The sequence below is a fragment of the Streptomyces asiaticus genome (assembly GCF_018138715.1).
GTDB classification, from domain to species: domain Bacteria; phylum Actinomycetota; class Actinomycetes; order Streptomycetales; family Streptomycetaceae; genus Streptomyces; species Streptomyces asiaticus.
Map to the genome: position 1 here is coordinate 523,089 of NZ_JAGSHX010000001.1, position 26,076 is coordinate 549,164.

Annotated in this window: 21 protein-coding genes and 3 pseudogenes; 18 read left to right on the forward strand and 6 right to left on the reverse strand. The window is 67.2% G+C overall.

Annotated features, from left to right (window positions below; translation table 11 throughout):
• The first annotated feature begins 8 nt into the window (after nucleotides 1–8).
• On the forward strand, nucleotides 9–1,190 hold the full coding sequence (locus KHP12_RS01830; protein ID WP_167442371.1) for a DUF3500 domain-containing protein: 1,182 nt from the start codon (nucleotides 9–11) through the stop codon (nucleotides 1,188–1,190).
• A gap of 132 nt (nucleotides 1,191–1,322) precedes the next feature.
• Here the strand turns inward: KHP12_RS01830 and KHP12_RS01835 are convergent, their stop codons facing one another.
• Nucleotides 1,323–1,811 (reverse strand): Hsp20/alpha crystallin family protein, encoded by a 489-nt coding sequence (locus KHP12_RS01835; protein ID WP_211831294.1) that lies wholly within the window; start codon nucleotides 1,809–1,811, stop codon nucleotides 1,323–1,325.
• Nucleotides 1,812–2,248: 437 nt separating this feature from the next.
• On the opposite strand from KHP12_RS01835, the gene KHP12_RS01840 reads away from it, so the two are divergent.
• From KHP12_RS01840 to KHP12_RS01850, 3 genes are all read left to right on the forward strand, one after another.
• Complete coding sequence (locus KHP12_RS01840; protein ID WP_086880154.1) at nucleotides 2,249–2,635, forward strand: STAS domain-containing protein; 387 nt, start codon at nucleotides 2,249–2,251, stop codon at nucleotides 2,633–2,635.
• Nucleotides 2,636–3,144: 509 nt separating this feature from the next.
• Nucleotides 3,145–3,534, forward strand: coding sequence for a DUF2267 domain-containing protein (locus KHP12_RS01845; RefSeq protein ID WP_086880155.1), 390 nt, complete (start codon nucleotides 3,145–3,147; stop codon nucleotides 3,532–3,534).
• 495 nt (nucleotides 3,535–4,029) lie between these two features.
• Nucleotides 4,030–4,323 (forward strand): nuclear transport factor 2 family protein, encoded by a 294-nt coding sequence (locus tag KHP12_RS01850; RefSeq protein WP_372455164.1) that lies wholly within the window; start codon nucleotides 4,030–4,032, stop codon nucleotides 4,321–4,323.
• A 241-nt stretch (nucleotides 4,324–4,564) separates the two neighbouring features.
• On the opposite strand, the gene KHP12_RS01855 is transcribed toward KHP12_RS01850, so the two are convergent.
• Complete coding sequence (locus KHP12_RS01855; RefSeq protein WP_244202563.1) at nucleotides 4,565–4,999, reverse strand: Rossmann-fold NAD(P)-binding domain-containing protein; 435 nt, start codon at nucleotides 4,997–4,999, stop codon at nucleotides 4,565–4,567.
• 20 nt (nucleotides 5,000–5,019) lie between these two features.
• A pseudogene (locus KHP12_RS53160) lies at nucleotides 5,020–5,310 on the reverse strand (winged helix-turn-helix transcriptional regulator); the annotation flags it as partial.
• 15 nt (nucleotides 5,311–5,325) lie between these two features.
• On the opposite strand from KHP12_RS53160, the pseudogene KHP12_RS50380 reads away from it, so the two are divergent.
• The 3 genes and pseudogenes from KHP12_RS50380 to KHP12_RS01870 all read left to right on the forward strand — a co-directional run.
• Nucleotides 5,326–5,638: pseudogene (locus tag KHP12_RS50380) on the forward strand (transcriptional regulator); the annotation flags it as partial.
• A 406-nt stretch (nucleotides 5,639–6,044) separates the two neighbouring features.
• Entirely contained in the window at nucleotides 6,045–7,007 is a 963-nt protein-coding gene (locus KHP12_RS01865) for a M64 family metallopeptidase (RefSeq protein WP_086880157.1), read from the forward strand.
• A gap of 102 nt (nucleotides 7,008–7,109) precedes the next feature.
• A complete protein-coding gene (locus KHP12_RS01870; protein ID WP_086880158.1) occupies nucleotides 7,110–7,892 on the forward strand; it encodes a S1 family peptidase in 783 nt (260 codons plus the stop codon).
• Nucleotides 7,893–7,949: 57 nt separating this feature from the next.
• Here the strand turns inward: KHP12_RS01870 and KHP12_RS50385 are convergent, their stop codons facing one another.
• The 3 genes from KHP12_RS50385 to KHP12_RS01880 all read right to left on the reverse strand — a co-directional run bounded on the left by KHP12_RS50385 (nucleotide 7,950) and on the right by KHP12_RS01880 (nucleotide 10,729).
• Nucleotides 7,950–8,309, reverse strand: coding sequence for a CAP domain-containing protein (locus KHP12_RS50385; protein ID WP_244202564.1), 360 nt, complete (start codon nucleotides 8,307–8,309; stop codon nucleotides 7,950–7,952).
• A complete protein-coding gene (locus KHP12_RS50390; protein WP_246643073.1) occupies nucleotides 8,306–9,322 on the reverse strand; it encodes a hypothetical protein in 1,017 nt (338 codons plus the stop codon). Before KHP12_RS50390 ends, KHP12_RS50385 begins: the two co-directional genes overlap by 4 nt.
• A 360-nt stretch (nucleotides 9,323–9,682) precedes the next feature.
• The gene (locus KHP12_RS01880; protein ID WP_211831295.1) at nucleotides 9,683–10,729 is read right to left on the reverse strand and encodes an ROK family protein; all 1,047 of its coding nucleotides are present in this window, start codon (nucleotides 10,727–10,729) and stop codon (nucleotides 9,683–9,685) included.
• A 222-nt stretch (nucleotides 10,730–10,951) separates the two neighbouring features.
• On the opposite strand from KHP12_RS01880, the gene KHP12_RS01885 reads away from it, so the two are divergent.
• The 11 genes and pseudogenes from KHP12_RS01885 to KHP12_RS50400 form a co-directional block, all read left to right on the forward strand.
• The gene (locus tag KHP12_RS01885; protein ID WP_211831296.1) at nucleotides 10,952–12,535 is read left to right on the forward strand and encodes an alpha-amylase family glycosyl hydrolase; all 1,584 of its coding nucleotides are present in this window, start codon (nucleotides 10,952–10,954) and stop codon (nucleotides 12,533–12,535) included.
• 46 nt (nucleotides 12,536–12,581) lie between these two features.
• Nucleotides 12,582–13,871 carry an extracellular solute-binding protein gene (locus KHP12_RS01890; RefSeq protein ID WP_211831297.1) on the forward strand — a complete coding sequence of 430 codons (1,290 nt, stop codon included), beginning with the start codon at nucleotides 12,582–12,584 and terminating at the stop codon, nucleotides 13,869–13,871.
• A 145-nt stretch (nucleotides 13,872–14,016) separates the two neighbouring features.
• Nucleotides 14,017–14,919 (forward strand): carbohydrate ABC transporter permease, encoded by a 903-nt coding sequence (locus tag KHP12_RS01895; RefSeq protein WP_086879345.1) that lies wholly within the window; start codon nucleotides 14,017–14,019, stop codon nucleotides 14,917–14,919.
• Complete coding sequence (locus KHP12_RS01900; RefSeq protein WP_211831298.1) at nucleotides 14,916–15,746, forward strand: carbohydrate ABC transporter permease; 831 nt, start codon at nucleotides 14,916–14,918, stop codon at nucleotides 15,744–15,746. Before KHP12_RS01895 ends, KHP12_RS01900 begins: the two co-directional genes overlap by 4 nt.
• A gap of 31 nt (nucleotides 15,747–15,777) precedes the next feature.
• A complete protein-coding gene (locus KHP12_RS50395) occupies nucleotides 15,778–17,094 on the forward strand; it encodes a ricin-type beta-trefoil lectin domain protein (protein ID WP_246648390.1) in 1,317 nt (438 codons plus the stop codon).
• A 139-nt stretch (nucleotides 17,095–17,233) separates the two neighbouring features.
• Entirely contained in the window at nucleotides 17,234–18,691 is a 1,458-nt protein-coding gene (locus KHP12_RS01910) for a ricin-type beta-trefoil lectin domain protein (protein ID WP_211831299.1), read from the forward strand.
• A gap of 178 nt (nucleotides 18,692–18,869) precedes the next feature.
• Nucleotides 18,870–19,982, forward strand: a complete 1,113-nt coding sequence (locus tag KHP12_RS01915; protein WP_211831300.1) for a glycosyl hydrolase family 95 catalytic domain-containing protein — start codon at nucleotides 18,870–18,872, stop codon at nucleotides 19,980–19,982.
• Nucleotides 19,983–20,055: 73 nt separating this feature from the next.
• Nucleotides 20,056–22,905, forward strand: a complete 2,850-nt coding sequence (locus tag KHP12_RS01920) for a glycosyl hydrolase family 95 catalytic domain-containing protein (protein ID WP_211831301.1) — start codon at nucleotides 20,056–20,058, stop codon at nucleotides 22,903–22,905.
• 79 nt (nucleotides 22,906–22,984) lie between these two features.
• Nucleotides 22,985–23,296 carry a fumarylacetoacetate hydrolase family protein gene (locus KHP12_RS01925; RefSeq protein ID WP_244202463.1) on the forward strand — a complete coding sequence of 104 codons (312 nt, stop codon included), beginning with the start codon at nucleotides 22,985–22,987 and terminating at the stop codon, nucleotides 23,294–23,296.
• A gap of 33 nt (nucleotides 23,297–23,329) precedes the next feature.
• Entirely contained in the window at nucleotides 23,330–24,730 is a 1,401-nt protein-coding gene (locus KHP12_RS01930; protein ID WP_211831302.1) for an L-fuconate dehydratase, read from the forward strand.
• A 67-nt stretch (nucleotides 24,731–24,797) separates the two neighbouring features.
• Nucleotides 24,798–25,013, forward strand: a pseudogene (locus tag KHP12_RS50400) (LUD domain-containing protein); the annotation flags it as partial.
• Nucleotides 25,014–26,076: the final 1,063 nt, after the last annotated feature.

Here is a 26,076-nt window from a genome sequence, read left to right on the forward strand (position 1 = left end):
ACGCCCGGGTGGATCTCTCCGCCCTTCCCCCGGATCTCCAGGCGGTAGTACAGGAGTCGTTCCCGCCCGTGCTCGAGAGGGCGAAGGAGCCGCTGGTCGGCATCACGACGGACGGGCACGTGGTACCCGATCTTTTCGCCCTCCAGGACACCGGCTGGAATCCCGAGCCCGCGAGGAAGGCGGCGACCGCCTTCCTCGACTGCCTCACTCCCGCGCAGCGCGAAGACGTCCTATTCGCCGTCGACGCGGACGAATGGCGTATGTGGATCAATGCCTTTCCGAACTGGGATCCGCACGGCCTGCGCCTGGAGGACCTTGAGCCCGCGCAGCGCGAGCATGCGCTCGCGATCCTCGAGGCATCCTTATCCGCCACCGGCTTCTCCGACGCTCGGACGGCGATGAAACTCAACGCCGCGCTCGGCGAGCTGATCGACCAGTACCGCGACACCCTGACCGAATACTGTTATTTCTTCGCAGTGTTCGGCACCCCCTCGGCAACGGAGCCGTGGGGATGGCAACTGTGGGGCCACCACCTCGACGTGCACTGCTTCATCATCGGCCGGCAGATGGTCCTCACCCCGACCTTCATCGGCGCCGAGCCCACCGAGGCCGACCGCGGTACCCACAAGGGCTTGCGCCTGTTCGACGAGCAGCGGACGGCCGGTCTCGACCTGCGGCGCAGCTTGCACCCTGAACAGGCACGTCAGGCCGTTCTCTACACATCGATCCGGGGGCAGGACTTGCCCGCCGAACTCGCCGACCCGGTCAACGGCAGGCACCTGGGTGGCGCCGCCCAAGACAACCGCGTCATCCCCTACGCGGGGCTACCGGCCAGCGGACTCTCCCACAGGCAACGGGAGTCGCTGCTCCACTTGGTGAAGACCTACGCGCAGCGACTCCCGGACGGTCCCGCCGCCGCGTTCATGGAAAGCATCGAGCAGCATCTCGACGACACGCACATCGCCTGGATCGGCGGGAGCGGCGACGATGACGCCTTCTACTACCGCGTCCACAGCCCCGTCGTCCTGATCGAATACGACTGCCACCAAGGTGTCTTCCTCGACAACGACCAGCCCGAACCGTTCCACGTCCACACCATCGTGCGCACCCCCAACGGTGGCGACTACGGACGCGACCTGCTGCGCCGACACCTCGCCCGCCACCATCCACGGCAACGCATCGGACGCTGACTACCACTCGCCCGACCCAGACCGCGCCGAGCGCTCCCATTCGTGGGGCCCATGCTTGGATCCAACGCATGGTCCCACTTCGTAGCCCCCAGGCGGTGAGCTGGCCGGCTCTCCCCCGGTGGCGGGAAGGGGTCAGTCACCTGTGGTGATCTCGATGTGCCGGGGCTTGGCCGCCGCCACCTTGGGGATCTCCACGCTCAGCACGCCGTCGTGCAGAGCCGCGCGGACGCTGTCGGCGTCGATCTCACCCGGGAGAAGAGCCCGGTACTCGAAACGGCCGGTACGGCGGGTGCCGCGCCGCAGGACGTCGGCGCGTTCGCGTTCCTTGAGCTCGCCGCTGATGACCAGTTCCTGCCCCGCCATCTCGATGTCGACATCCTCGCGCTTGACGCCGGGGAGGCCGGCTTCGATCTGGTAAGCGTCATCGGTCTCGGAGACGTCGGCCGACGGCGACCACGTTGTCCCCTCGGTCATCGGCGTCAGGGAACCCACCGTGGACTCCAGCAGGCTGCCCATGCGGCTGAACAGGTCGTCGAACTCCGCGAGAGGGCCCGTGGTCCAGCCCGGGTGACGGCGTTCCGCCAGCGGCGCCCGGCTGACGCGTCGCACAGGAAGCGTCATCTTCGTTCAGGTCCGTCCTTTGCTCTTCTTCTATTCTATTTCGCGCCCAAATATAATGACCCTGTCCGACCGTCTCCGGTCAGGGCATGGCCGTGCCTCCCCGCCCCCGTCGAGGGGAGTACCGCCTGGTTCGGCTGGTGAGGACGCCTATTCCACTGCGGGTCACCTCGCCTCCGGCCGTCACAACGTCCATCGCACGTTCTGTTCCGCGAGGCGCCACCTCAGAGATTTCTCGCGGGGAAGATCAGAACAGGCTTGTCGACATGCTCGAAATTTGGTATATGCGGGTGTATAGGGGTGGCGAAAGCGGGGAATGAAGATCAGGGGATAAGCAACGGCTACGCCTTGACGAGGCGGAGCCGTGCAACATCGGAATCCCGGCAAGCGCAGGAGTTCAGAGCTGCTCCGGCATCCTGTCGGAGTTGGGAGTGACATCGATGGACGCGCTGAAGATTTCTTTCCATGGCCAGGCCGTGTGGCCGGTCATCCAGGTGGCCGGGCAGCTCGACCCCGAGACGCGGGACCAGCTGCGCCACCAGCTCGATCAGCTCATTGCCACGCGCAATCCGGCCAGAGTCATTGTCGACTTCTCCCAGCTGCGCCTCTGTGACGCCAGTGGTCTGAGCGCGCTCATAGCCGCGAACCGGGAAGCCCGGAGGCGCCACGGTGAACTTCGTCTGGTGTGCCCGGAGGGGAAGGTCCGGCGACTGCTGAGACTCACGCAAATAGCCCGGATGATTCCGGTCTTCGACAGCGTCCCCCAGGCCATCGCCAACGGCGAAAGCAGCCTATACCCCACCGCACTGCGCCAAGGAATGCAGTGAGCGGCCGCATGGCCGAAAGGAGCCGACCGCACCGACTCCCGCAGCCAGCGAGGCCCGGACCCGGGGCGGATCGGTCGGCGGAGGGGCGAAGGACTGCCGTACCTCTTGCCCCATTCGATGACGGCGCCGGGCAGGGGGTAGCCGATCTCTTCGGCCGAGGTTCCACGGAGGACCTGATCGACTTCTGTTCTTGGTACTCACGGTTCTGGTGCTCACCGCTCGAAAACCTTCTTGCGGATCGGGGAACGGGCAGCTCGCTGGGTACTCGGAACCGCGAATACCGCGGTACAAGCCAAGGAGGGCGTCGCACTCGTTCCGGCACTGAGTGTGGTTTCCGATGCCCTTGCCCCGCATGCGTCGGGCGACGTAGGCCACTGATCGCCGTCACTCCCGACGATGAGGTAAAAGAGCCGGAAGAGAACGGGCCTCCTGGGTCCGTTCTCTTCCGGCCACGCCGAGCGAGCCGGCGATAGCACCGGGCCCCGCATATCGGGAGGATGATCGTGCGCATGCAGTGGGAGGCGTTCCTGACGGCGGTCCAGGAGCGGGGTGAATACCCTTCACCGCAGGAGGCCGAGCGGTCGTCGCGCGTCGTCCTCGCTCTGCTGGGAGCTCACCTGGTGGGCGATGTGCGAGCCGAGCTGGCCGCCCGGCTCCCGGAGACGTTCGCGCTGGTACTGCTCAACCCGCTCCAGGCGCATGAACCGCTCTCGCCCGAGCGGTTCATTCGTGCGACGGCGGCATGGATCGAGGGAGCCAGCGAGCAGACCGCGACATGGGATGTCAGCGCCGTGCTCAGCGTCGTGGCCGACCTCGTCGGCGAAGACCTGCTGAACCGGATCCTGCTGCAGCTTCCCTCGGGCTACGACCTGCTGTTCGGCCGGCCGCTACCCGGCTGATTCGCATGGCTGCGCCCCGTGGTCGCGCACCGGCGCGGCAGCCGGAACGGCGGACAGCGGCGCGGACAGACGTGGCCACGTCATCCAGTGCGGCGACGGAGCATGCACGCACCACACCGGGAGACGAGTCGTGAATGAAGCCAGGGGGACCTGCGGCCGTAAGCAGGCCGCCCGGTCGCCCACAGTCGACGGGACCGTGACCGGCGGCACGAGATCGCGCGACGAATGCTGCTGACGCAGACATGTCCGAGCACACCAGCAGCCGCAACGCTTGAGCTCCGCTCCGTGGCCCCCAGCGGTGGGCCGTTCGACGCGCCTGGTAGTCGGCAGCTCACGTGCGGTGCTGTGCGCGTATCAGGGCCCGGTCGGGGGGTCGGGCTCCCCGCCGTCGGCATCGAACACCTTGGTGAAGGCGGCCCCGCATCCACAGCGGGAGTGCTCGATCAGTTTCCCGTCTTCCGACACGCTCAGCCCCTGGCTGAGCCGCACATGCACATGTTCGCCCAGCCGGGCTCTCGGCCGGCGGACCGGTTGTCACGTCGCAGGATGACGAACACCCTGGTCACGGTAGTCTCCGCAACGACGGCGACCGCAACCTCGTATCTGGCGGCTTACCGTGTCGACGGCTATGTCGACGGGATGCTCCCGCCGCGGCTCCCCGCCAACATCGGCCACTACGAGGACACGTTTCAGCAGGTCAACGGCGACTGGCTCCTCGCCTCCCAAGCCGTGTTCCTGCCTTTTGGCGGCGGTACGGAGCATCTGTCCACCGTGCCTCGCGACGCGTGAGAACGGATTACCGCATGGGTGGACGCAACCTTTGGTGACCACTGGTAGTCCCCGGTCCGCGTTCACCGAGCTGGGCGCGCTCGCACAGGCATGCGCGAAGCGCACCACCAGCCTGTGAGCGAATGGCGGCACGAGCTGCCGCGCGACTGAACCTCCTGGAATGTGCTCTGCGTCGAGGGACTCCAGCTCTGGCATGGAGCCCCTCAAGCCGCTCTCGGCGACCGCTCAGAGTCAGTTGGCGTCACAGTGCGGTGTCCGTCTCCTTGGCTAGCGTCCGCAGAAGGCGGCCCTGGAACGCCTCGTCGTGGATGGCGCGGTGCGGCTGCTGTTGCCGACGGCGGTACCAGTATCCGCCGGCGGTCAGGGCCTCGGGGTCATCGCTTGCCGCGAGCCACTCCTGCGTGCGACGACCGAGTTCCAGATCGTCCGGTGCGCTTGGTCCGCCCATCGTGGTCGGCACCCAGCCCCGGTCCACGGCGTTGCTCAGCACGCCGGGGCGCAGGCGGGCCACCGCCGCCGCGAGTGTCGTGACCAACAGCTTGCTGTCGGCGTACGAGCCCCGGACCGTTTTGTTCGCCCAACGCGACGACGGCACCGTCGACGGCCAAGGCCCGGTGACGAGATGGTTCGGGCCTCGGCCCTGGCGGGCGCCTTCGATGGCATCGAGATGGGCCACACAAGGTCCGCGTGCTGTTCAGGCCACTCCGCCAGTGGCATGAAAGCTGTCAGCAGCTCGTCGGCAGCTGACGTCAGTTGGTAGCGGGCACGGTAGGGAAATGTGGGCTCGCGGTGGCGCTCGACGAGTTCCTCTCGCTCCAGACGCCTTAGGGTCCGGTTCAATACGCTTTCTTGAAGGTAGCGGTGCCGAGTCTCCGACCAGCCATCTTCATGGGTCTTTTCTCGGGTTGTGTCCAGCAATCCGGTGTACTGTTTGGGACCTTCTGCCAGTGCTACCAGGACGTCGGGTATCCATTCTCCATTGATCATGTGGAGAGCCACTACCACTGGATGCGCGGCTACGTGCTGGCCCAGGCCGGAAGCCTGGAGGCCGCAGAAACCGCGCTGCGCACCGCCCACGAGATGCTGTCCTCCCGGCGTGCCGCGCTCTACGCCCACCAGGTCGGGGTGGAACTGGCGGCCGTGCTCCACCGGCAGGGGAAGGTGGCCGAGGCCGAAGAACTGCCGCCTCCTCGGCGACTTGCTGTACCGGACGGGCAAGATCGAGGCGGCCGTCAGCTCCTACCGGGCAGGGCTCAGCCATCAGGCGATCCCCGGAGCGACCACGCTCGGACCGGCACCCGTCATGCCCTTCTGAGGGGCCGTTCACCCCCTGAGTCCGAGGACCCGCGCCTGAACGGGGACTTGTCAGGGACCTTCCATGTCGCTAACTTAAATCGCTACATGGATCGAGTTAATAAGCGATTTACATACGGGATCGCCTTCGCTCGGAAGCACTGAGGCGGAGCTGTGTCCCGCCCTGCACCGGCCCGCGCGATGGCGTGTGCTGGTCACTTCAACCGCCCTGCTCCGGACGGCAGTTCACGTCGCAACGAGGCGGTAGCGACTGCGCCGCCTTTGGCACCCGCTCCGTAACACCAGCCGGATTGTGGTCCGTGTAACGCACCTCGGCGCCGCACGCGCCGCCCGTCCGGCGAACGGTCGCGGCCGACCGTCGTGGTCGGCCGTATCCCCCCACCGATCCAGGTACAAGGAGAGCGCTGATGCGCCGAAGAGGTTCCATCTTCCTGACGGCAGCCGTGCTGTGTGCCACCGGACTCGCCGCGTTGCCCGCGGGGTCCGCGACCGCGGGCACCCCCGAACCGACCGAATCGCGGGAGGTGTTCTCACCGGACGGCACCATCACGCCGGTCAAGGTACCCAAGCAGGTCGAGGCCCCGGTCGCGAAGGCCGACGTGAAGGCAGCCGCGGCCGCGAATGTGACGGCCATTCAGGACACGGGACCGTCCGCCTCGCGGTTCGACATGGTGATCGTGGGCGACGGCTACACGGCCTCGCAGATGGGGCTGCTGCGTCAGCACGCACAGGCGAAGTGGAACGAGATCGCCGCCACGGCGCCGTGGAACAAGTACCGCCAGTCCGTCAACGTATGGCTGGTCAATGTCGTGTCCAACCAGTCCGGCGTGGACAACGACCCGGTCCAGGGCGTCAATCGCGATACCGCCCTCGACATGGCTTTCTTCTGCGGCGGTACCCCTCACCTGCTGTGCCTGAACGAGGCGAAGGCCAAATCGTACGCCGCCCAGGCTCCTGAGGTCGACGCGATCGTCGCCGTGGGCAACTCCACCAAGTACGGCGGCGCGGGCTACCCGAGCCTCTCCACCGTGGCGGGCGGCAACCCGGATTCGGGCCGCATCGCCATCCACGAACTCGGCCACTCCGTGGGCGGACTCGCCGACGAGTACTACACGCCGGGCACCACCTACTCCGGAGCCGAGCCCCAGGCACCCAACGTCACCACCGACCCGCGCGGCTCCAAGTGGGCCTCCTACCTCGGACAGAGCACTCCTGACGGCGGCGTCATCGGCGCCTACCAGGGCGGGAATTACTACGAGCGCGGCATCTACCGGCCGTCGCAGGACTCCCTGATGCGCAACATCAACAAGGAGTTCAACCTGCTCGGCCTCGCCGCGATGAACCGGGCCATCAGCTCCCGTATCCACTGACCAACCACCTCACGGAGGCGTGAGGTCCGGGGCGGCAACGGCGTCACGTGCGCGGGCTCTCCACGATTCGACCGTCAACCACACTGATAAGGAAGGGCAGTTATGAGAGCGAGATCCGTCATTCGACGGCAGTCCTTACTCGGCGCGGCACTCACGGCGCTGGCCACGAGTGCGCTCATCGTGCCGGCCGCCGCCGACGGCAGCAGCATCGGCCAGGACAGCGGCCCCGGCACCGTCGACGCGCGCATCGTCGGCGGCCGGTTCGTCACCGAGCAGAAGCCCTCTATCGCGTCGCTCGGAGGTGCGGACCACCGCTGCACGTCCACCATCATCGCCCCCCGCTGGGTGCTCACCGCCGCCCACTGCGTCAGCCCGGGCGACAGGTCCCTCGTCCGGATCGGCTCGCTCGACCGAACCCAGGGCGGACTCACTGCATGGGCCGTCAACGTCATCCAGCATCCCTCCTACAGCTGGCCCAACAACGACATCGCACTCGTCCAGCTGGACCGCGACGTCCGCACCACCTACTCCCCGCTGGCCAGCGCGGGCGACATCGCCCAGAACCAGGCGGCCGAGGTGTACGGCTGGGGCTCGGAGAGGACCGACTGGGGCGGCCCGCTGCCCACCCGGCTCAAGTACGCCAGGGGTTACCTGATCGGCACCAACTGCACCCCCGCCAACCCCGCCGTGCTGTGCTTCGGGGCGGGCGACGGCACCACCGCCGGCGGTGACTCCGGCGGACCCCTGATGGTGTGGAGCCCCCAGGGCGGCAGGTGGGTGCAGGCGGGCGTCAGCTCGGTCGGCCCCAAGCCGTCCGGAAGCTGGAGCGGCTACACCAACATCGCCAACCACCGCGCCTGGATCGGGCAGATCACGGGGGTCTGAGGCGCGGACCATTCCCTTCGCGCATCCGGCCCGGACCCCAGGTCGTCCGGGCCGGACTCACGTTCTCGCGGCGTGATGGCTGACGAGCCACGCGCTCACCTCGAGAGCATCAGAGCCCGAACATCTGGGTCCAGGCCCGGCCCTCCTCGACCAGGCCAGGCCCAGGCCCATGGTGGTGTGGTCGCAGTTGAGGATGTTCGTGCGGTGTCCTTCGGAGCTCATCCACGACGCCCTCACGTCGGCGGGCGCGTTCTGTCCCTTGGCGATGTTCTCGCCACAGGTCGACGGATAGCCCTGCGCTTTGCCCCGGTCGACGACAGTGCGCCCGTCCAGGCTCGTGTGGTCGAAGTAGTTGTGCGCCGCCATGTCCTCGCTGTGCAGCTGGGCGGCGCGGGACAGGCGAGCGTCGAGCTTCACGGGACGGCAGCCGGCCGTGGCTCGCTCCGCGTTGACGAGGGCCAGGACCTGCTGGGCCGGGGCGTCCGCGGGGTCGGCGCTGTCCGGCGCTGCCTGCGTATTCGTACCTGGGCGCGGCGGCCGTGACGGCTTCGCTCCGCCGCGCGGCGGCTGTGCCGCCTGTGCGAGTCGGCGCCGTGCACTGCTCGCAGTGCGGCCGTGTCTTCGCCGGTCCCGGGTGTCGTGGCGGTGCCACCCTGGGCGGTCACCGCTGTTGGGTCGCCGTGGGCAGCGTACGCCGTCGGTTCGACATGATCCGCGACGCCGTACAGGGCAGCCATCGCCCCGGTACCGGTCAGCGCCGCGGCCACCGGCACCAGGCCCACCAATCGCCCCTCGTCAGGCACCAGTCCGTACTGATGCCCCGAGCACGCGACGCACTCCCGGGCGTGCCGTGCGATGCGCTTGCGCCACAGAGCAGAGGGGAGCCGGTTCCAGTTCCCCGTCACCTGCTGGAGGCCGGGGCACAGCGGCGTCGCGGACAGCGCGCGCACCACCGGGCGGGCGGTCTCCAACCATGCCTTCATCCGCTGCACGCGCACGCCCGTGTGCTGCGGCGACAGCTCGAGCGCGGCGGCCACCTCGATCCGGCTCAACTCGCCCACCGCCTCCGGCCACCACGGCGCAAGCCGTTCGATGAGGGCTGTGATGGTCTCGTCGATGGGAGGGCGGCCGACACGATGCGGGTAGGTCCACTTCCGTGTCACCAGACGGCGGTGCCAGCGCGGCAGCGTTCCTGGGGTGACCAGCCGGTGTGCTCGAAGCTTCCTCGGCAGGAGTCGGGCCAGTGCCGCAAGGAGGGCACGGTCGGCCCAGTCGAGACGTGGCTTCGGGTTGCCACGGCGCAGCGCAGCAACCTCATGACTCAGAACGAGCAACTCCTCCGCTTGAGCGTCGCGTGCCTCGACGCGCACGCTGCCACCGCCCTCGTCGGCCGACTCCACCACGACCGGTCGCCCCAACTCAAGGCGCAAAGAGGGAGATTGGCCGTTGCGATGACCCGTGATACCGGGTCGCCCTACCCATCGTCAGACTGTTGCGGCACCAGCCGCAGTACTACCGGCACGTCGACAGATGCCACCGGAGCGGACGGAAGGCTGCCGAGCCCCAGCTCATCCAGGCTGTCGAGGACCCCGGGGGCGGAGCTCCAGGGCACAACGAGGGGAAACGCGGGGGCCAGTGACATCCAGGATCAACGCCGTTCCGGCGGTCGACAGTACGACAACGTCGGGAGGCGGCATCGCGGTTCCTTGAGAGTGAAGTGGGTCTTGGGGGAGTTCGGTAACGGCGTGTGAGCGAGGACGGCTGTGGACGTTCCACCGTGTGGCGTCGCCTCACGTGGTGCCGAGGAAGAGTTGGCGCTCCAGTTCGTCCAGGGCCAGGCGGATCGCGCCCATGGCGACGTTCTGGTCGCCGAAGTGGGAGGCTTCGACGGGGATCGGGAACAGACACAGTTCGTGGAGTCGGCGGCGCAGCGGCTCGAGGAGGGTATCTCCCGCCTGCGACAGGCCGCCGCCGATGACGACTTTGTCCGGGTCGACGACGAGGGCGGCTGCGGCGATGCCGGTGGCCAGGTCGTTGATGAGCTCCGGTGTGTCGATGGGCTTGTTGGCGGCCAGTGCGTCGCGGACTTCGTACCATCGGGCGGCTCTGAGGATGCCGATCTCGCCTGCCGCCCCGTGTCTGCCCTGGCGTACTTGCCCGTCGATCAGGAGCCCGACCGAGATCTGATGTCCGGCCAGGATGTAGACGACGTCCTGGGCGTCGGTGGCGGTTCCGCGCCAGTGTTCGGCGAGCGCGCCGAGGTTGGCGTCGTTGCCGGCGAGGACTGGCCCTGAACCGAGGCCGGACAGTGCCTCCTTGAGATTGACACTTTCCCACCCGGCCAGGGCCGGGGACCGGAGCACCGTGCCGGTGTGCGGGTCGACCGGGCCGGTGGTTCCGGCGCCTGCGGCCAATACGTCGGCGAGGCGGATCCCGGACGTTCTCGCGGCGCGTTTGAGTGCGGTGCGTGCGGCAGTGATGCGGTCGGCTTTGTCGAGGTCTGCCGACACCTCGATGCGGTGGCTGCCGCGGATGGTGCCGGAGAGGTCGGCGCAGAGTGCCAGGATTTTGTGGATGCCGATGTCGACACCGAGTACGTATCCGCGTTCGGAGCGGAACCGGTAGCGCTTGGCGGGGCGGCCCACCGGCCGGGGTGCGTCGGGGTCGGGGACGATCTCGGCGACCAGTTCGCGCTCGGTCAGCTCGTTCACGGCGTCCTCGGCCATGGGGCGGGAAACACCTGCCCGTCCGGCGATCTCGGTCAGGGTGAGGCCGCCGGTGGAGCTGTCGTCGAGCGGGCGCGAGGCGTCCGCGTGGAGCACGCGCAGGGCTGCCACTGTCGTGGCACGGGTCCATGGCGCCCCGTACCAGTGGTGGGGGGCACCCGAATTCATAGAAACATCTCCGACCTCTTGACGCTGCGTCCGCCTGGTGCCAGCATCCTAGCCTGCGGCGAGATATTAAATCCATCTGCATTACTAATTCAGAAGCGATCGCACCGGAACACCCCGTCTCTGCCGGTGCCGGTTGGCTCTCCCTGCGAAAGGCCGTACCGCCTGATGTCCCAGTCCCGTACCGCGCTGTCCTGGCTGTCCGATGCCGTCCTCTATCAGATCTATCCGCAGTCGTTCGCCGACTCCGACGGCGACGGCATCGGCGACCTGGCCGGCATCGTCGAACGCTTGGACTATCTGGCGTGGCTGGGCGTCGACACTGTCTGGCTGAACCCGTGCTTCGCTTCCGAGTTCGGTGACGGCGGCTACGACGTGGTGGACTACCTGAGCATCGCCCCGCGGTACGGCACGAACGAGGACGCGGCGAAACTGATCGACGCCGCAAGCAGCCGTGGCATCCGGGTCATGTTCGACCTGGTGCCGGGGCACACCTCGCACCGGCATCCCTGGTTCCAGGAGTCGGCCAACACCCCCGGTGACCACCGGTACATCTGGTCCGACCGCATCGCCTCCCCCATGCGCGAATGGATTCCCAACCAGGGCGCGCGCGGCGGCTTCTACCGGGCCAACTTCTTCCCGATCCAGCCCGCGCTGAACTTCGGTTACGCCAGGTCCGACGAGACCGAGCCATGGCGGCAGCCCGTGGACGCCGATGGGCCCATGGCCAACCGGGCGGCTCTGCGGGACGTCATGGCCTTCTGGTTCGACCGAGGCGTCAGCGGATTCCGTGTGGACATGGCCTTCTCCCTGGTCAAGGACGACCCCGGCCAGGTGGAGACGGGCAATCTATGGAGGCAGATGCGCGAGTGGATCGATCGCAGCTATCCGCACTGCGCCCTGCTGGCCGAGTGGGGTGACCCCCGATCCTCCATACCGGCCGGCTTCCACTCCGACTTCTTCCTGCACTTCGATGGCGACGCCCTGCGCTCCCTGTGGGACAACAACACGGGCAGCATCGGCCCCTGGAGCGACGGCCAGCCGTGCTACTTCGACCCCGACGGCAAGGGGTCGATGCAGACCTTCCTGACCGCGTGGAACGAAGCCGAGGCGGCGGCCGACGGCGGCGGCCTGGTGGCACTCCCCACCGCCAACCACGACTTCTCCCGCCTGACCTGCGGTCCGCGCACTCGCGACATGGTCGCCCCGGCCTTCGCCTTCCAGCTCACCTGGCCCTCGCTGCCAGTCATCTACTACGGCGACGAGATCGGCATGCGATACCTCCCCGGCCTTCCCGACAAGGAAGGCAGCCAGCTCGACACCCAGGCCCGCCAAGGCTCCCGCACCCCCATGCAGTGGGACGACGGCCCGAACGCCGGGTTCTCCACCGCACCCGCCGACCGCCTCTACCTGCCGATCGATCCGGATCCCGACCGGCCCACCGTCGCCTCCGCCCAGGCGGTCGAGACCTCCTTGTTGCGTCAGGTCCGTACGCTCATCCACCTGCGCAAACAGACACCCGCGCTGGGTGCTGACGCACCAGTGCGGGTCCTGCACCGTGATTATCCCTTCGTCTACACCCGGGGCGACAGCCACCTGGTGGTCATCAACGGCTGTCAGGAACCGGCCCGCGCGCCGTTGTCCGATGCCGACGGTGCCCGCCCGCTCGACGTACATGGAGTCGAGATCACTGGCGGCGAAGTCCGGACCCAGGGCTTCTCCTACGGAATCTTCGAATTGCCCGCGTCCTGACCACCACCCCGCCACTACGCATCACAGATCATCGCTAGGAGCAGCAATGGATCGTCGGAGATTCCTCGCCGGGAGCGGGGCGGTCATGGCCGCGGCCTTGACCGGTTGTACCGCGGGCAGCAAGTCGTCCTCGTCGTCCGGCGGCGACGTGGAACTGTCGTTCCTCACCTTCGAGACGCCCAACCTCGACGCCGCCTACTGGGACGCGGCCATCAGGCGGGCCTCGGAGCAGGTCCCCGGGGCGAAGATCAAGAAGCTGGTGTCGCCCGTCGTCGACCGCACCGCCTACGTCAAGCAGCTCGACTCCTCCGGCCAGATGCCCGACATCATGCCGGCGATCAACCCCCAGGGGTTCGCTCAGGCGGGCAAGCTCGCCGCATTCACGCCGCAGGAGCTGACCACATTCATCTGGCCGAAGTCCAACGCCATCGACGGCAAGATCTACCAGCTGCCGTACAACACCCAGGCCGTGCCGTTGGTGTACTACAACAAGGCCCTCTTCGCGAAGGCCGGCATCTCCGCCCCGCCCACGACATACGCCGACTTCCTCGAGGTGTGCGCGAAGCTCAAGGCCAAGGGCATCACACCGATCGTCGTCGGTGGCGGGGGCAAGGACACCTGGGCGGACATGTACCCGCTGATCGCCGCCATCGCCACGGATGTCTACAAGGGCGACCCCCGGTGGCTGGCCGAACGTGCCGCGGACAAGAAGAGCTTCGACGATCACGCCTTCGTCAAGGCGGTGGACAAGGTGGCCCAGCTGGCCAAGAAGGGCTACATCGACAAGGCAGGACTCAGCCGCTCCTACGCCGACACGGAGAAGGCATTCCGTGACGGCAAGGGTGCCATGTACCCGATGGGGTCGTGGTTCCCGGCGTCCGCCGACGCCAAGAAGCCCGGCTTCGAGGTCGGTGTGTTCGCCTGGCCCGCCGACGACGGTTCCCTCGTGGTGCCCGCCTTCACCGGCGGCGGGCTGAGCGTCAGTGCCAAGGCCCCGGACGTGGAGCTGGCCAGGAAGTGGGCGCTGGCGTTCCAGCTCGACAAGACCAACCTCGACGCCATCGTGAAGTCCGACGGGGCGATCATCGCGATCAAGGGCTACCAGCCGCCGAAGGGCATGGGCCCGATCTACCAGGACACTCTCGCCGTCTATGAACAAGCGCTCAAGAAAGGCCGTGTGACCACCGCCTTCTCCCAGGAGAACGGCGACGGGTCGCTGCTGCCCGGCCTGTCCGACAAGGCAGCCCTCGGCGTGCAGGACCTGATCACCGGCAAGAAGTCGGCGAACCAGTTCGCACGGTTCCTCGACAGCGAGTGGACCAAGGCCGAGCAGTAGGAACGACCCAGCGGTGCCCGGCCGCCCCCAAAGACGCCCAGGCACCGCCCCCGAAAGGAGCGCCGTGGTGACGGCGACACATCCTGGGACCTCGACGCAGGACCCACCCGCCGAGCGGAGTCCGGCTGCGGGCCACTCGCGACGCATGAGTGGAGGGCCTTCACGCACAACGCGCAGGTTCGGTCGGCTGAGCCACTTCGCTCTCTTCGGCCTGCCGTCGCTGGCGCTCTACGCCTGCTTCGTCCTGGTCCCGATCGGCATCGCGGCGTACTACAGCCTGACCAATCGCAACCCGTTCAATCCGCCCACGAAGTGGGTCGGACTGCGCAACTACCGGACGCTGGCCGACGACCCCGACTTCTGGAAGGTGCTGACCAACACCATCATCATCACCGTGGCGGTGACGATCGCCGCCAACGCGATCGGTCTGGCCATCGCCGTCCTCCTGGACCGCCGCGGCTGGCTCTACAACGCGTTGCGCGGCGTGTTCTTCACACCCGTCGTACTCAGCGGAGTCGTGGTCAGCGTTATCTGGCAGTCCATCCTCACCGACGACGGTCTGCTCAACACGACGCTGCACAAGCTCGGCGTGGACCACCCGCCGGGCTGGCTGTCCGACCCTGACCTGGCCCTCTACACGCTGTGCTGGATCCTCACCTGGCAGATGATCGGCTTCTGTGTCGTGGTGTATCTGGCCGGGCTGCAGGGCGTGCCGCACGAGTTGCACGAGGCCGCGACCGTCGACGGGGCAGGGCCCTTCGAGCGGTTCCGCCACATCACCTGGCCTCTGCTGGCCCCGGCGCTGACCATCAACACGGTCATGATGCTGATCAGCACCTTCAAGACCTACGACCAGGTCCAGGTCATCACCAACGGCGGCCCCGGTGACCGCACCACCAGCACCATCGCCTTCGACGTCATCCAGACCGGCCTGGTGGGCAACCGCAGCGGCTACTCCTCCGCCGTCGCCGTGGTGATGCTCGTCTTCGTCGCTGCCGTGTCCACGGTCGTCCTCCGCCTTCTCCAGCGCCGCGAGGTGAACGCATGAGCAAGCAGACCAGCGGATGGCTGCGCCCGATGGTGGCCACGTTCGTCACCGCGGTGTTCTTCCTGCCCCTGTATCTGGTCCTGGTCAACGTCTTCAAGCCCGGCAGCGAGATCGTCGACTCGCCCGTTGGACTGCCGATCCCGCCGACCCTGGACAGCGTCAAGCAGGTCTTCACCCGCTCCGACCACCTCTTCTGGTACGGCCTCATCAACAGCGTCGAGGTCACCGCCGTCTCGATCACGGTGCTCACCGTCCTGTCGGCGATGTGCGGGTACTTCCTGGCCCGCAGCCAAGGTCTTGGTGCACGGATCATGCTCGTCGTGATGCTGGCGGGACTGATGATTCCGCCGGCCGTCATCATCGCGCCGATCACCGAAGTGCTGCGCTCCTTCGGGCTGATGTCCACCGTCATGGGACTCGTCCTGGTCAACGTGGGCTACTACGTCCCCTTCGGTGTGTTCGTCTTCGCGGGATTCGTCAAGACCATTCCGGTCGAACTCGAACAGGCGGCGGCCATCGACGGCGCCGGCCGGATGCGGACCTTCTGGCAGGTCGTGTTCCCGCTGCTGCGGCCCGCCTCGGCCAGCGTGCTGATCTTCCTCGGGGTGTGGATCTGGAACGACTTCCTCAACCCGCTGATCATCCTCGGTCCGGCCGAGGGCACCACCGTGACCGTCGGTATCTACCGCGCCATGGGGGAGCACCAGCAGGACTACGGCCAGGTCTTCGCGCTGATGTTCCTCGCCACCCTGCCCGTCCTCGTCTTCTACCTCGCCTTCCAGAAGCACTTCGTGAAGGGCCTCACCGCAGGAGCCAGCAAAGGCTGACTCCCATCACCCCCACCCGAGGAGAGCCGCGATGCAACCCTTCAGTTCAACCGTGGCCAAGGGCGCCGCGCTGCTGTTGCTCGGCACGGGTCTGCTCGCCGTTCCTGCCGGTCACGCTCAGGCGGCCGGCGGTTCGGCCACCGACTGGATGAACCAGGGCAAGTTCGGGGTCATGGAGCACTACCTGGCCGAAGGCTGTCCGGCCGGCTGCGATCTCAGCGACTATCCCGACAACATGCCCACGGTCGCGCAGTGGAACGACCGTGTGAACCACTACGACGTCGACGGTGTCGTCAAGCAGCTGAAGTCGGTCGGTGCGGGCTGGCTGCAGATCGCGGTCGGCCAGAACACCGGCTACTACAACGCCCCCAACGCCACCTTCGACCAGCTCGTGCCGCCCACGGCAGACCACCCCTCCCGGCTCTCCCAGCGGGACCTCATCAAGGAACTGGGCCCCGCGCTGCACAAGGAGGGCATCAAGCTGATCGTCTACCTCACCGACGACCCCATCGCGCGCGACGACTACGCCCGCAAGAAGCTCGGCGGAGACAGCCAGGCCACGGGAGAACCCAACGCCACCTACCAGGAGAACTGGCTGAAGGTCGTCAAGACCTGGTCGCAGCAGTGGGGCACCGACGTCGACGGCTACTGGGTCGACGGCTCCTACTACGACAACCTCGAGCCCTTCTACGACAAGATGGCCACCAACCTGCGCAGCGGCAACCCCAACGCAATCCTGTCCTTCAATGCCGGCTACTGGAAACCGCTTGCGTCGGTGACCACCCAGTCCGACTTCACCCCGGGCGAAACCGGCACCGGCGATTGGCCTCGTCCCATGGATGGACGCTGGGTCGACAACCGCGGCACTCAGATGTTGCGGCAGTACTTCGGCATCGCGCAGACCACCTGGGGACCCCTGCCGGACGAGCCGATGACCTTCAGCGACGACGGGATCATCGGTCACACCTTGGACATCAACCGCGTTGGTGGCGCGATGACGTGGGACGTGGGCTATGACCGGTCCAATGGACACATCTCCGACCTGGCCATGCAGCAGTTGAAGAAGGTGGGCCAGGCTGTGGGCAAGCTCCCCACTCAGCTCGTCGGGGCCGCTAGCAACAAGTGTGTCGATGTCCCCGGAGCCGGCACCGCGGACGGAACAGACCTACAGCTGTACGACTGCAATGGTTCGGCGGTCCAGAAGTGGACGTTCAACCCCGAGAACGGTCAGGTGCGTGCTCTCGGCAAGTGCCTGGATGCTTCCGGTGGTGCCACCGCCAATGGCACCAAGGTGATCATCGCCAACTGCCACGGGCGCGACAACCAGCAATGGCGAGTGGGCGCTTAGCAAGCACGTTGTAGGAAGCGACCGGTCCTGATCGACTGCGCGACCGTCGCCTTCGGCCGGTCACTCCACGCGCCAATGAGCCGGGCCGTCCACCGGGCTGGGCGGTCGCAGATGCACACCACACAAGGGAGTGGAATACGTGCACAACTCGGGAAGTTTCCTGCGCAAGTTGATTGGGCTGAGTCTGTCGGCCGTCGTAGCCACGGTGACTGCCGTGGTCGTGGCACCGACTCCGGTGGCAGCCGCGGGTGGTTCGGTCACCGATTGGATGCATGACGGCAGGTTCGGTGTCATGGAGCATTACCTGGCTGAAGGCTGCCCGCCCGGTTGCGATGTGAGTGACTACCCCAACAACATGCCGACGGTCGAGGCATGGAATGACCGGGTGAACCACTACGACATCGAGGGTGTCGTCCAGCAGCTGAAGTCGATCGGTGCGGGTTGGCTGCAGATCGCGGTGGGCCAGAACACGGGGTTCTTCAGTGCGCCGAACTCGACCTATGACGCGTTGGTGCCGTCCACGGCGGATCATCCGTCGCGGCTGTCGAAACGGGACCTGATCAAGGAGCTCGGCGCCGCGCTGCACAAGGAGGGCATCAGACTCCTCGTCTACACGACCGACGATGCCATTCAGCGCGATGACTACGCTCGCAAGAAGCTCGGCGGGGACAGCCAGGAAGCGGGTGCGCCGAACGCGACGTATCAGGAGAACTGGCTGAAGGTGATGAAGACCTGGTCGCAGCAGTGGGGGACCGACGTCGACGGTTACTGGGTCGACGGCTCGTACTACCAGGACCTCGAACCGTTCTACGATCAGGTGGCCGCGAACCTGCGCAGCGGCAACCCCAACGCCCTCGTCTCCTTCAACGGCGGCGCCACGAACGGGATTGGGTCGGTGACTACCCAGTCCGATTTCAACGCGGGCGAAACCGACGTGGACGACTGGTCCAACCGCCCCACCGACGGGCGCTGGATCGACAACCGTGGCACCCAGATGCAGCTGCAGTACCTCGCCATCGCACAGGGCTATTGGGGCAAACCGCCGGACACACCGATGTCCTTCAGCGCCGAGGAACTCGCCGGTCACACTCTGTCGGTCAACCGTGTGGGCGGAGCGGTGACGTGGGACGTGGGCTATGACCGGTCGAACGGGCACATCTCCGACTTGGCCATGGCGCAGTTGAAGAAGGTGGGTCAGACGGTGGGCAAGCTGCCCACCGCGCTCGTCGGGGTCGGCAGTAACAGGTGTGTCGATGTTCCCGGGGCCAGCACTGCGGATGGCACCGACGTGCAGCTGTATGACTGCAATGGCACAGCGGCCCAGAAGTGGAGGTTCAACCCGGAGAACGGTGAGGTCCGTGCTCTCGGCAAGTGCCTGGACGTCGAGCAGGGGAACGCGAACGACGGCACCCCCGTACAGCTCTATTCCTGCAATGGCACGGGCGCCCAGAGGTGGACTTACGACCCCACCAGCAAGCAGCTGACGGCCTTCGGTAAGTGCCTGGATGCTTCCGGTGGTGCGACGGCCAACGGCACCAAGGTGATCATCGCCACCTGCCACGGGCGCGACAACCAGCAATGGCGGCTGGGGGCCTGACCCGAACGGCCAGTGCGACGAACGGGCCCGGGGCGCGCCACACCTGACGCATCCCGGGCGCTGTTGGAGCGGTCACGGGGCGGGGCGGCTGCGCATCGGCGCCCAAGAGCCCTCTTGCGGGACCGCAAAGAAAGACAGCAACGACGCACCGCGGTCTCAAGGAAGGAACACCGTCGCCATGAAGCGCAGAACGTTGCTCACCGCGGTCACCCTCGCGCCACTTGCAAGCGCCGTAGGGACGGCCCCCGCCCGCGCCGACGGCAAGGGAGAGGCCGTCACCCGCGCAGCCGCAGCCGCAGCCGACGCCGATGCGGACTGGGACATGCTCAGCAACCTGCTGTCCGGATATGCCGGCCACTGGACCTCGCCGCCCGTGACGACCGACCCCGGCCGTCTGACTGACAAGATGACCGACGGGGCCCTGCTGGGCAACGGAGAGCTCGGCGTGGTCGCCGGTGGGGACCGCAACACCCTGAGGCTGTACCTGGGCAGGAACGGCTTCTGGACCAGTCCCGGTCCCCAGGGCGCGCACCCGATCACGCTGGGCGGGCTCACGCTGCGCAGGGTGTCGGGTTCGGACCACGGCACGGCCTATGAGATGACCCAGGACATTCTCAACGCCGAGGTCCGAACCGAGCTGACCATCAACGGTGCGCCCATCAGCGTTCGCACCTATGTCACGGACTCGGCGGACATCGTGGTCATCGAGGTCAGCACGAGCGGTTCCGCCGAGGTCCGGCTCGCCTTGGACACCTGGACGAAGTCCGGTGACTCGCGGTACCCGGCGAAGTCCGGTATCGAGGGTTCCACGCTCTGGGCGGAGCCCAGCACCGAGAGTGGCTCGTCCAGTCAGTGGGTAGCGCGCATGGGCCTCGCGGTGCCCCGCCCCCAGGTCCGCCACGGATGCGGCGGTCAGCGCGTTGACTCGGGCCACGGCGCGGCTGACGTGGTCAGTGACACCGCGGCCGCCTTCGACTGCCGAGACGATGGTGACCGTCTCATCTACCCGGTCGCGATCGGTCCGCAGGGCGCCTGCAGCGAGTGGTACTTCTGGAATCAGCTGACCAACGCGACGTACGCCGCCGTCACCCTGGTATCCACCTACGAGTACACGCCCGACGCCGCATTCCTCAAGGACACCCTCTATCCGTATCTGGTGCAGCTGGCGAACTTCTGGGAGGACTACGTCGGCCCGAAGGAGGCCGACGGCAAGTCGGTCGACGCGAGCCAGAACAACGACCGCTACACCTTCACCACGAGGGCCGGTGAGACTTACACGCTCTCACCTTGAGTCACTCCCCTGCAGACCGGCGAGGCCCACATGAAGTTGCTCTGGTCCAGCGAGCTGAGGAGACGTACGTGCGATGAGCAGAAGACGTAGAAGACGCGGAACGCTGGGGTGGGGGCTTCTCGCTCCCCTTGTGGTTGTGGGCGCGCTGAGCGTCCCCCCGGTCTCGAGCGCGGCCCCCGCCGCGCCTGACGGCAGAACCGCGGTCGCGGCCGCCGACCCCCACACACTGTGGTACGCCAAACCGGCCGCCGACTGGGAGAAGGAAGCGCTGCCCATCGGCAACGGAGCCATGGGCGCCATGGTCTCCGGGGGAGTGGGCGAGGAGAAGCTGCAGTTCAACGAGAAGACGCTGTGGACAGGAGGACCGGGGTCCGCGGGGTACAACTTCGGCAACTGGAACTCGCCGCGGCCGACGGCGATCCAGGAGGTCGTCGACACCATCAACACCCAGGGGAAGGCCGATCCGAGCTGGGTGGCCGGCAAGCTCGGCCAGGACCGTACGGGCTTCGGCGCCTATCAGACCTTCGGCGACCTGAACCTGGAGATGGCCGGCGGCGAGCCTTCGTACACGAACTACCGCCGCTCGCTCGACGTCCGCAACGCGGTCGCCGGTGTGCGCTATGACGCGGGTGGTGCCACCTTCGACCGGGAGTACTTCGCCAGTTACCCGGACAAGGTCATTGCCGGACGGCTCGGCGCGAACCAGTCCGGCAAGGTCTCCTTCACGCTCGGGTATTCCTCACCGCGCAGCGACTTCACCGCGACGGCGAACGGCGGGCGGCTCACCATTCGCGGCAAGCTCGCCGACAACGGTCTCGTCTTCGAGTCGCAGATCCAGGTCAAGGCTCAGGGCGGCACGGTCACCGGCGGCGACGGCCAGGTGAAGGTCACGGGCGCCGACAGCGCCACCTTCGTGATGAGCGCGGGCACCAACTACGCACAGAGGTACCCCAGTTATCGGGGGAACGATCCGCATGAGACGGTGTCGAAGGCTGTGGACGCGGCAGCCGCCACGTCATATGACGGCCTCAAGAGCGCTCATGTCGCCGACCATCGGGGCCTGTTCGACCGGGCCAAGCTCGACATCGGACAGTCGATGCCCGACAAGCCCACCGACCAACTCCGCGCAGAATACTCGGATGGAGCGTCCGCGCAGGACCGGGCCTTGGAGGCGCTCTTCTATCAGTACGGCCGGTACCTGTTGATGGCGTCATCGCGGCCCGGTTCTTTGCCCGCGAATCTACAGGGAGTGTGGAACGACTCGACCTCGCCACCGTGGAGCGCCGACTACCACACCAACATCAACGTGCAGATGAACTACTGGCCCGCGGCGCAGGCCAACCTCGCCGAGACCGCCGAGCCGTTCACGGCGTTCGTCGAGGACCTGAGGAACGCGGGCACCAAGTCGGCGACGGACATGTTCGGTTCGCCCGGCTGGGTCGTGCAGAACGAGACAACCCCGTACGGCTACACCGGCGTGCACAACGCCGCGACCTCGTTCTGGTTCCCCGAGACGAACGGCTGGTTGGCCTCTCAGGTCTACGACCAGTACCTGTTCAGCAAGGACACGGCGTTCCTACGCGACCGGGCCTACCCGCTCCTGAAGGGCGCCGCGCAGTTCTGGCTGAAGAACCTGCGCACCGACCCGAAGGACGGCAAGCTCGTCGTCACTCCCACCCCCTCGCCCGAGCACGGGGAATTCACCTCGGGTGACTCCATGGCGCAGCAGATCGTGTGGGGGATGCTGACCGACACGCTCGCCGCGGCGAAGGAACTGAACGTCGACTCCTCCTTCCAGAGCGACCTGAAGACGACGCTTGACAAGCTCGATCCCGGTCTTCGTGTGGGCTCCTGGGGCCAACTGCAAGAATGGAAAGCCGACGTGGACAGCCCCACCGACGACCATCGGCACATCTCCCACCTGTACGCCCTGCACCCGGGCCGCCAGATCTCCCCGGAGGCGACCCCGAAGTTCGCCGATGCGGCCAAGGTGTCGCTGAACGCGCGCGGCGACGGCGGAACCGGCTTTGAGTCCCCCGGCTGGAGCCGGGCGTGGAAGACGAACTTCTGGGCGCGGCTGCTCGATGGCGACCACGCGCACACGTTGCTCTCCGAGCAGCTGAAGTCCAACACCCATTGCAACCTGTTCGACTTCCATCCCCTGGGCGACGGCTCTGTCTTCCAGATCGACGGCAACCTCGGCGCCACCTCGGGGATGACCGAGATGCTGCTGCAGAGCCAGGACGGCGACATCCGCCCGCTGCCCGCGCTGCCCGGTGCCTGGAAGTCCGGGTCGTTCAGCGGTCTGAAGGCACGTGGCAACGTCACGGTGGGCGCCTCGTGGAAGGAGAACGGGGCCGCCGAGTTCACCTTCGCGCCGGCCAAGGACGGCTCGATTGCCGTGCGTAGTCCCATGTTCCTCGGGCCGTTCAACGTCACCGACACCACCACAGGCGAGTCCATCACTCCGACGCGCGACGGACCGCGCATCACCTTCGAGGGAAAGGCCGGTCACGTCTACCAGACCACCGGCGCCCTCTCCACGGCGATCGTCGGAGTCGCCAGCAACAAGTGCGTGGACGTCCCCGGAGCCAACTCGCAGGACGGCACCGACCTGAACCTGTACGCCTGCAACAGCACCGCCGCCCAGGAATGGACCTTCGCCGTCGGGGGAGGGGAGGTCCGAGCCCTCGGCAAGTGCATGGACGTCGAGGCGGCCAAACAGGATGACCGCACCCCGGTGCAACTGTACAAGTGCAATGGCACGGCCGCCCAGAGATGGACGTACGACTCAACGAGTCAGGAACTCAAGGCCTTCGGCAAATGCCTGGACGCCAATGAAGAGGGCACCGCTGACGGCACCAAACTGATCCTCTACACCTGCCACAGCAAGGCCAACCAGAAGTGGCGGCTCGCCGGCTGAGACTCCCGGCTCGGGGCGTCACATCGGTGCGCCTCGAGCCGAGCGTCCATGAATGTGCATCCGATGTACCTGACTGGCGCTGAGGTCCGGAACGCGACGCGTCCGAGAAGCTCACGGACGTGACGTCCCGTCACGCGTCGCCCCCGGCCACGGCCGGCACACCCGCGGCCCGCGCGGCTCCGTCAGAACCGACTGGGAGGTCGAGCTCGCGGTCGTCATCGGGACCCGTGCCCGCTACCTGCCGAGCCCACCGGGCGCCCTCAGTCACATCGCCGGATCGGCCGGGGTGGCGCTGGGCCTGCCCGACAGGCCCTACCTGCGCCCCGGTGACCAAGTGGAACTCTCCATCGACGGCCTCGGCGAACAGCGCCAGGTCTTCGCAGCGGCATGACGCTCACGACGCCAGTGAAATGAGGACCTACACATGAACGAGGCACCGATACCCGTGACTGACACCTCTCCCGTGGCCGCGACCGTGACCGTGGCCGACGGCTCTCCCCGGATCACCGCGGTCGACACGTACGACATCCGCTTCCCCACCTCGCGCGAACTCGACGGCTCGGACGCGATGAACCCCGACCCCGACTACTCCGCCGCGTACGTGATCTTGCGCACCGACGCGGACGACGGCCTCGAGGGGCACGGATTCACCTTCACCATCGGGCGTGGCAACGATGTCCAAGTCGCCGCCATCGAGGCCCTGCGCGCCCACATCGTCGGCCGGTCGGTGACCGCACTGTGCGCGGACCCGGGCTGGTTGAGCAGCGACCTGACCGCGGACAGCCAGCTGCGCTGGCTGGGACCCGAAAAGGGCGTGATGCACATGGCGATCGGCGCCGTCGTCAACGCCGTCTGGGACCTGGCAGCCAAACGGGCGGACAAGCCGCTGTGGCGGTTCCTCGCCGACGCCGAGCCCGAGTGGCTGGCCGACCAGGTCGACTACCGCTACATCACGGACGCGTTGACCCCCGCCGAAGCTCTCGCCCTCCTCAAGCGGGGTCGCGACGGTGCCGCGCAGCGGGCGGTACGGCTGCGCGGCACGGGCTACCCCGGCTACACCACGTCGCCCGGCTGGCTCGGCTACTCCGACGAGAAGCTCACCCGTCTGGCCCGCCAAGCCGTCGCGGGTGGCTTCACGCAGATCAAGCTGAAGGTGGGTGCCAACCTCGACGATGACATCCGCCGCTGCCGCGTCGCCCGAGCCGCCGTGGGGGCGGACATACGGATCGCCATCGACGCCAACCAGAGATGGAACGTCGACGAAGCCGGCGCATGGATACGCGCCCTGGCCGAGTTCGACCCGTACTGGATCGAGGAACCCACCAGCCCCGACGACGTCCTGGGGCATGCGGCGATACGCGAGGCCGTGGCCCCGGTGAAGGTCGCCACCGGCGAGCACGTACAGAACCGGATCATCTTCAAACAGCTCCTGCAGGCCGGTGCGATCGACGTGCTGCAGATCGACGCCACCCGCGTTGGCGGCGTCAACGAAAACCTCGCCATCCTGCTGCTCGCCGCCAAGTACGGCGTGCCGGTCTGCCCGCACGCGGGCGGCGTCGGCCTGTGCGAACTCGTCCAGCACCTGTCGATGTTCGACTACGTCGCGCTGTCGGGCACCACCGAGAACCGGGTCATCGAGTACGTCGACCACCTCCACGACCATTTCACCGACCCGGTCCGCATGGCGCACGGACACTACGTCGCGCCGACGGCTCCCGGCTTCTCGGCGCAGATGCGGCCGGAGTCGATCGACACCTACCGCTATCCGGACGGCACGTTCTGGGCGGCGGACCGGGCCGCCCAAGAGGAGGTTACAGAGGCTTGAACGCCCACCGATGCGGCGCAGCCGCCCCTGCGCGGTCACACCGCTGACGTCGCGGACGACGCCTCGGCTGGACGGTGGGCCGGGCCAGGGCCGACGCGTCCTCACCCTCCTGCCCGACTACCACCTGTGTGTCGTACGCGCCGATGACATCGCCGCGGACGTACCGGATGCCGTGCGCCGCCTCGTGCCCCATCGCCCGGTGACCCTCATTTCCGGCCCTTCCGCCACGAGCGACATCGAGCTGGAACGGGTCGAGAGAGTGCGCGTCCCGCGCACGCTGGATCGTCTGGGCCGAGGTTTTCGAGGGGGCACCCGGGATGACCCCGAAAGAGGCGGAGAAGTGCGCCACCGTGAATACCGCCGTCTTCAGCGAGAAGGACGGCCGTACATCGTTGTGGATGCTCACCGAGGTGCACACATCGGCGGGCGCGCCCGCGCGTTGGGTGATCTCGGTCAGTGAGAGGCCGCCCGGGTCGCGCCCGCCCGGCGGGGTCGCGGCTTCCGCGTGGACGACGCGGAGGGTCGCCATGGTGGTCGCGCGGCTCGGCGGAGCCCCGAACCAGTGCCGGGAAGCACGTGGCCTTTTCGACCTCTTGACGTTGTCGCTCTCGGGTGCCAGCATCCTAACGCTGAGCCAAATATTAAAACCTCTTCCATTATTAATACTCGCACCGGAGGCGTGTCCGCACTGGTGTCGCTCCTGACGCCTTCCCCCGTGAGGTCTTCTGGCAGGTCGTGTTCCCTCTGCTGTGGCCCTGGCGACCCTGTCCATCCTGATCTTCTTCATCGCCTCACCCACTTCACTTCCATCCGTCAAGGAGGGCGGGCATGAACGAACCCCTGTCGAAGATGGCCCGCCGGACCTCGCTATTGCTCGGTCTCGGCCTCGTCGTCGCTCCCGCCGTCCCCGGCTGGGCCGCCGCTGGATGGCTATCCCGCCGTTCCGCCACGCTCGACGTCATGAGCTGGTCCCGCAACTACAACTTCGCCAAGAGCTTCGCGATCGCCGCCCACGTCGGCTACCCGGCACCTAATCCGTTCACCACCTTCAAGAACGTCATCGCCTCGAAACTGAGGCCGAACCTGCGCATCATTGAGGGCGGCGGAGATCTGGAGACCGCCGACGCAACCGACGCCATCAACGCCACGCAGCTGCAGTCGGTCAACGGCACGATCCGCTTCTTCCTCTGCAACCCGGCCGGTCGCTCCGCCCACCTAAGCAACCTGCGGGCCAAGGGCGGCTTTTTGGTCAGCGCCGACCACGACGGCGCCGAGCCCGGCAATGTGTCGCTGACCGCCACCAGGCGCTCGTTCTCCCTGTGCAGCGCTTCCTGTCGGCCCTGCCC

Bases quoted from the DNA above. Each gene is read 5' to 3' on its own strand.
- KHP12_RS01835 (WP_211831294.1), bottom strand. From the start codon at position 1,811: ATGACGCTTCCTGTGCGACGCGTCAGCCGGGCGCCGCTGGCGGAACGC.
- KHP12_RS01840 (WP_086880154.1), top strand. From the start codon at position 2,249: ATGGACGCGCTGAAGATTTCTTTCCATGGCCAGGCCGTGTGGCCGGTC.
- KHP12_RS01845 (WP_086880155.1), top strand. From the start codon at position 3,145: ATGCAGTGGGAGGCGTTCCTGACGGCGGTCCAGGAGCGGGGTGAATAC.
- KHP12_RS01850 (WP_372455164.1), top strand. From the start codon at position 4,030: ATGTTCGCCCAGCCGGGCTCTCGGCCGGCGGACCGGTTGTCACGTCGC.
- KHP12_RS01865 (WP_086880157.1), top strand. From the start codon at position 6,045: ATGCGCCGAAGAGGTTCCATCTTCCTGACGGCAGCCGTGCTGTGTGCC.
- KHP12_RS01870 (WP_086880158.1), top strand. From the start codon at position 7,110: ATGAGAGCGAGATCCGTCATTCGACGGCAGTCCTTACTCGGCGCGGCA.
- KHP12_RS01885 (WP_211831296.1), top strand. From the start codon at position 10,952: ATGTCCCAGTCCCGTACCGCGCTGTCCTGGCTGTCCGATGCCGTCCTC.
- KHP12_RS01890 (WP_211831297.1), top strand. From the start codon at position 12,582: ATGGATCGTCGGAGATTCCTCGCCGGGAGCGGGGCGGTCATGGCCGCG.
- KHP12_RS01895 (WP_086879345.1), top strand. From the start codon at position 14,017: ATGAGTGGAGGGCCTTCACGCACAACGCGCAGGTTCGGTCGGCTGAGC.
- KHP12_RS01900 (WP_211831298.1), top strand. From the start codon at position 14,916: ATGAGCAAGCAGACCAGCGGATGGCTGCGCCCGATGGTGGCCACGTTC.
- KHP12_RS50395 (WP_246648390.1), top strand. From the start codon at position 15,778: ATGCAACCCTTCAGTTCAACCGTGGCCAAGGGCGCCGCGCTGCTGTTG.
- KHP12_RS01915 (WP_211831300.1), top strand. From the start codon at position 18,870: ATGAAGCGCAGAACGTTGCTCACCGCGGTCACCCTCGCGCCACTTGCA.
- KHP12_RS01920 (WP_211831301.1), top strand. From the start codon at position 20,056: ATGAGCAGAAGACGTAGAAGACGCGGAACGCTGGGGTGGGGGCTTCTC.
- KHP12_RS01930 (WP_211831302.1), top strand. From the start codon at position 23,330: ATGAACGAGGCACCGATACCCGTGACTGACACCTCTCCCGTGGCCGCG.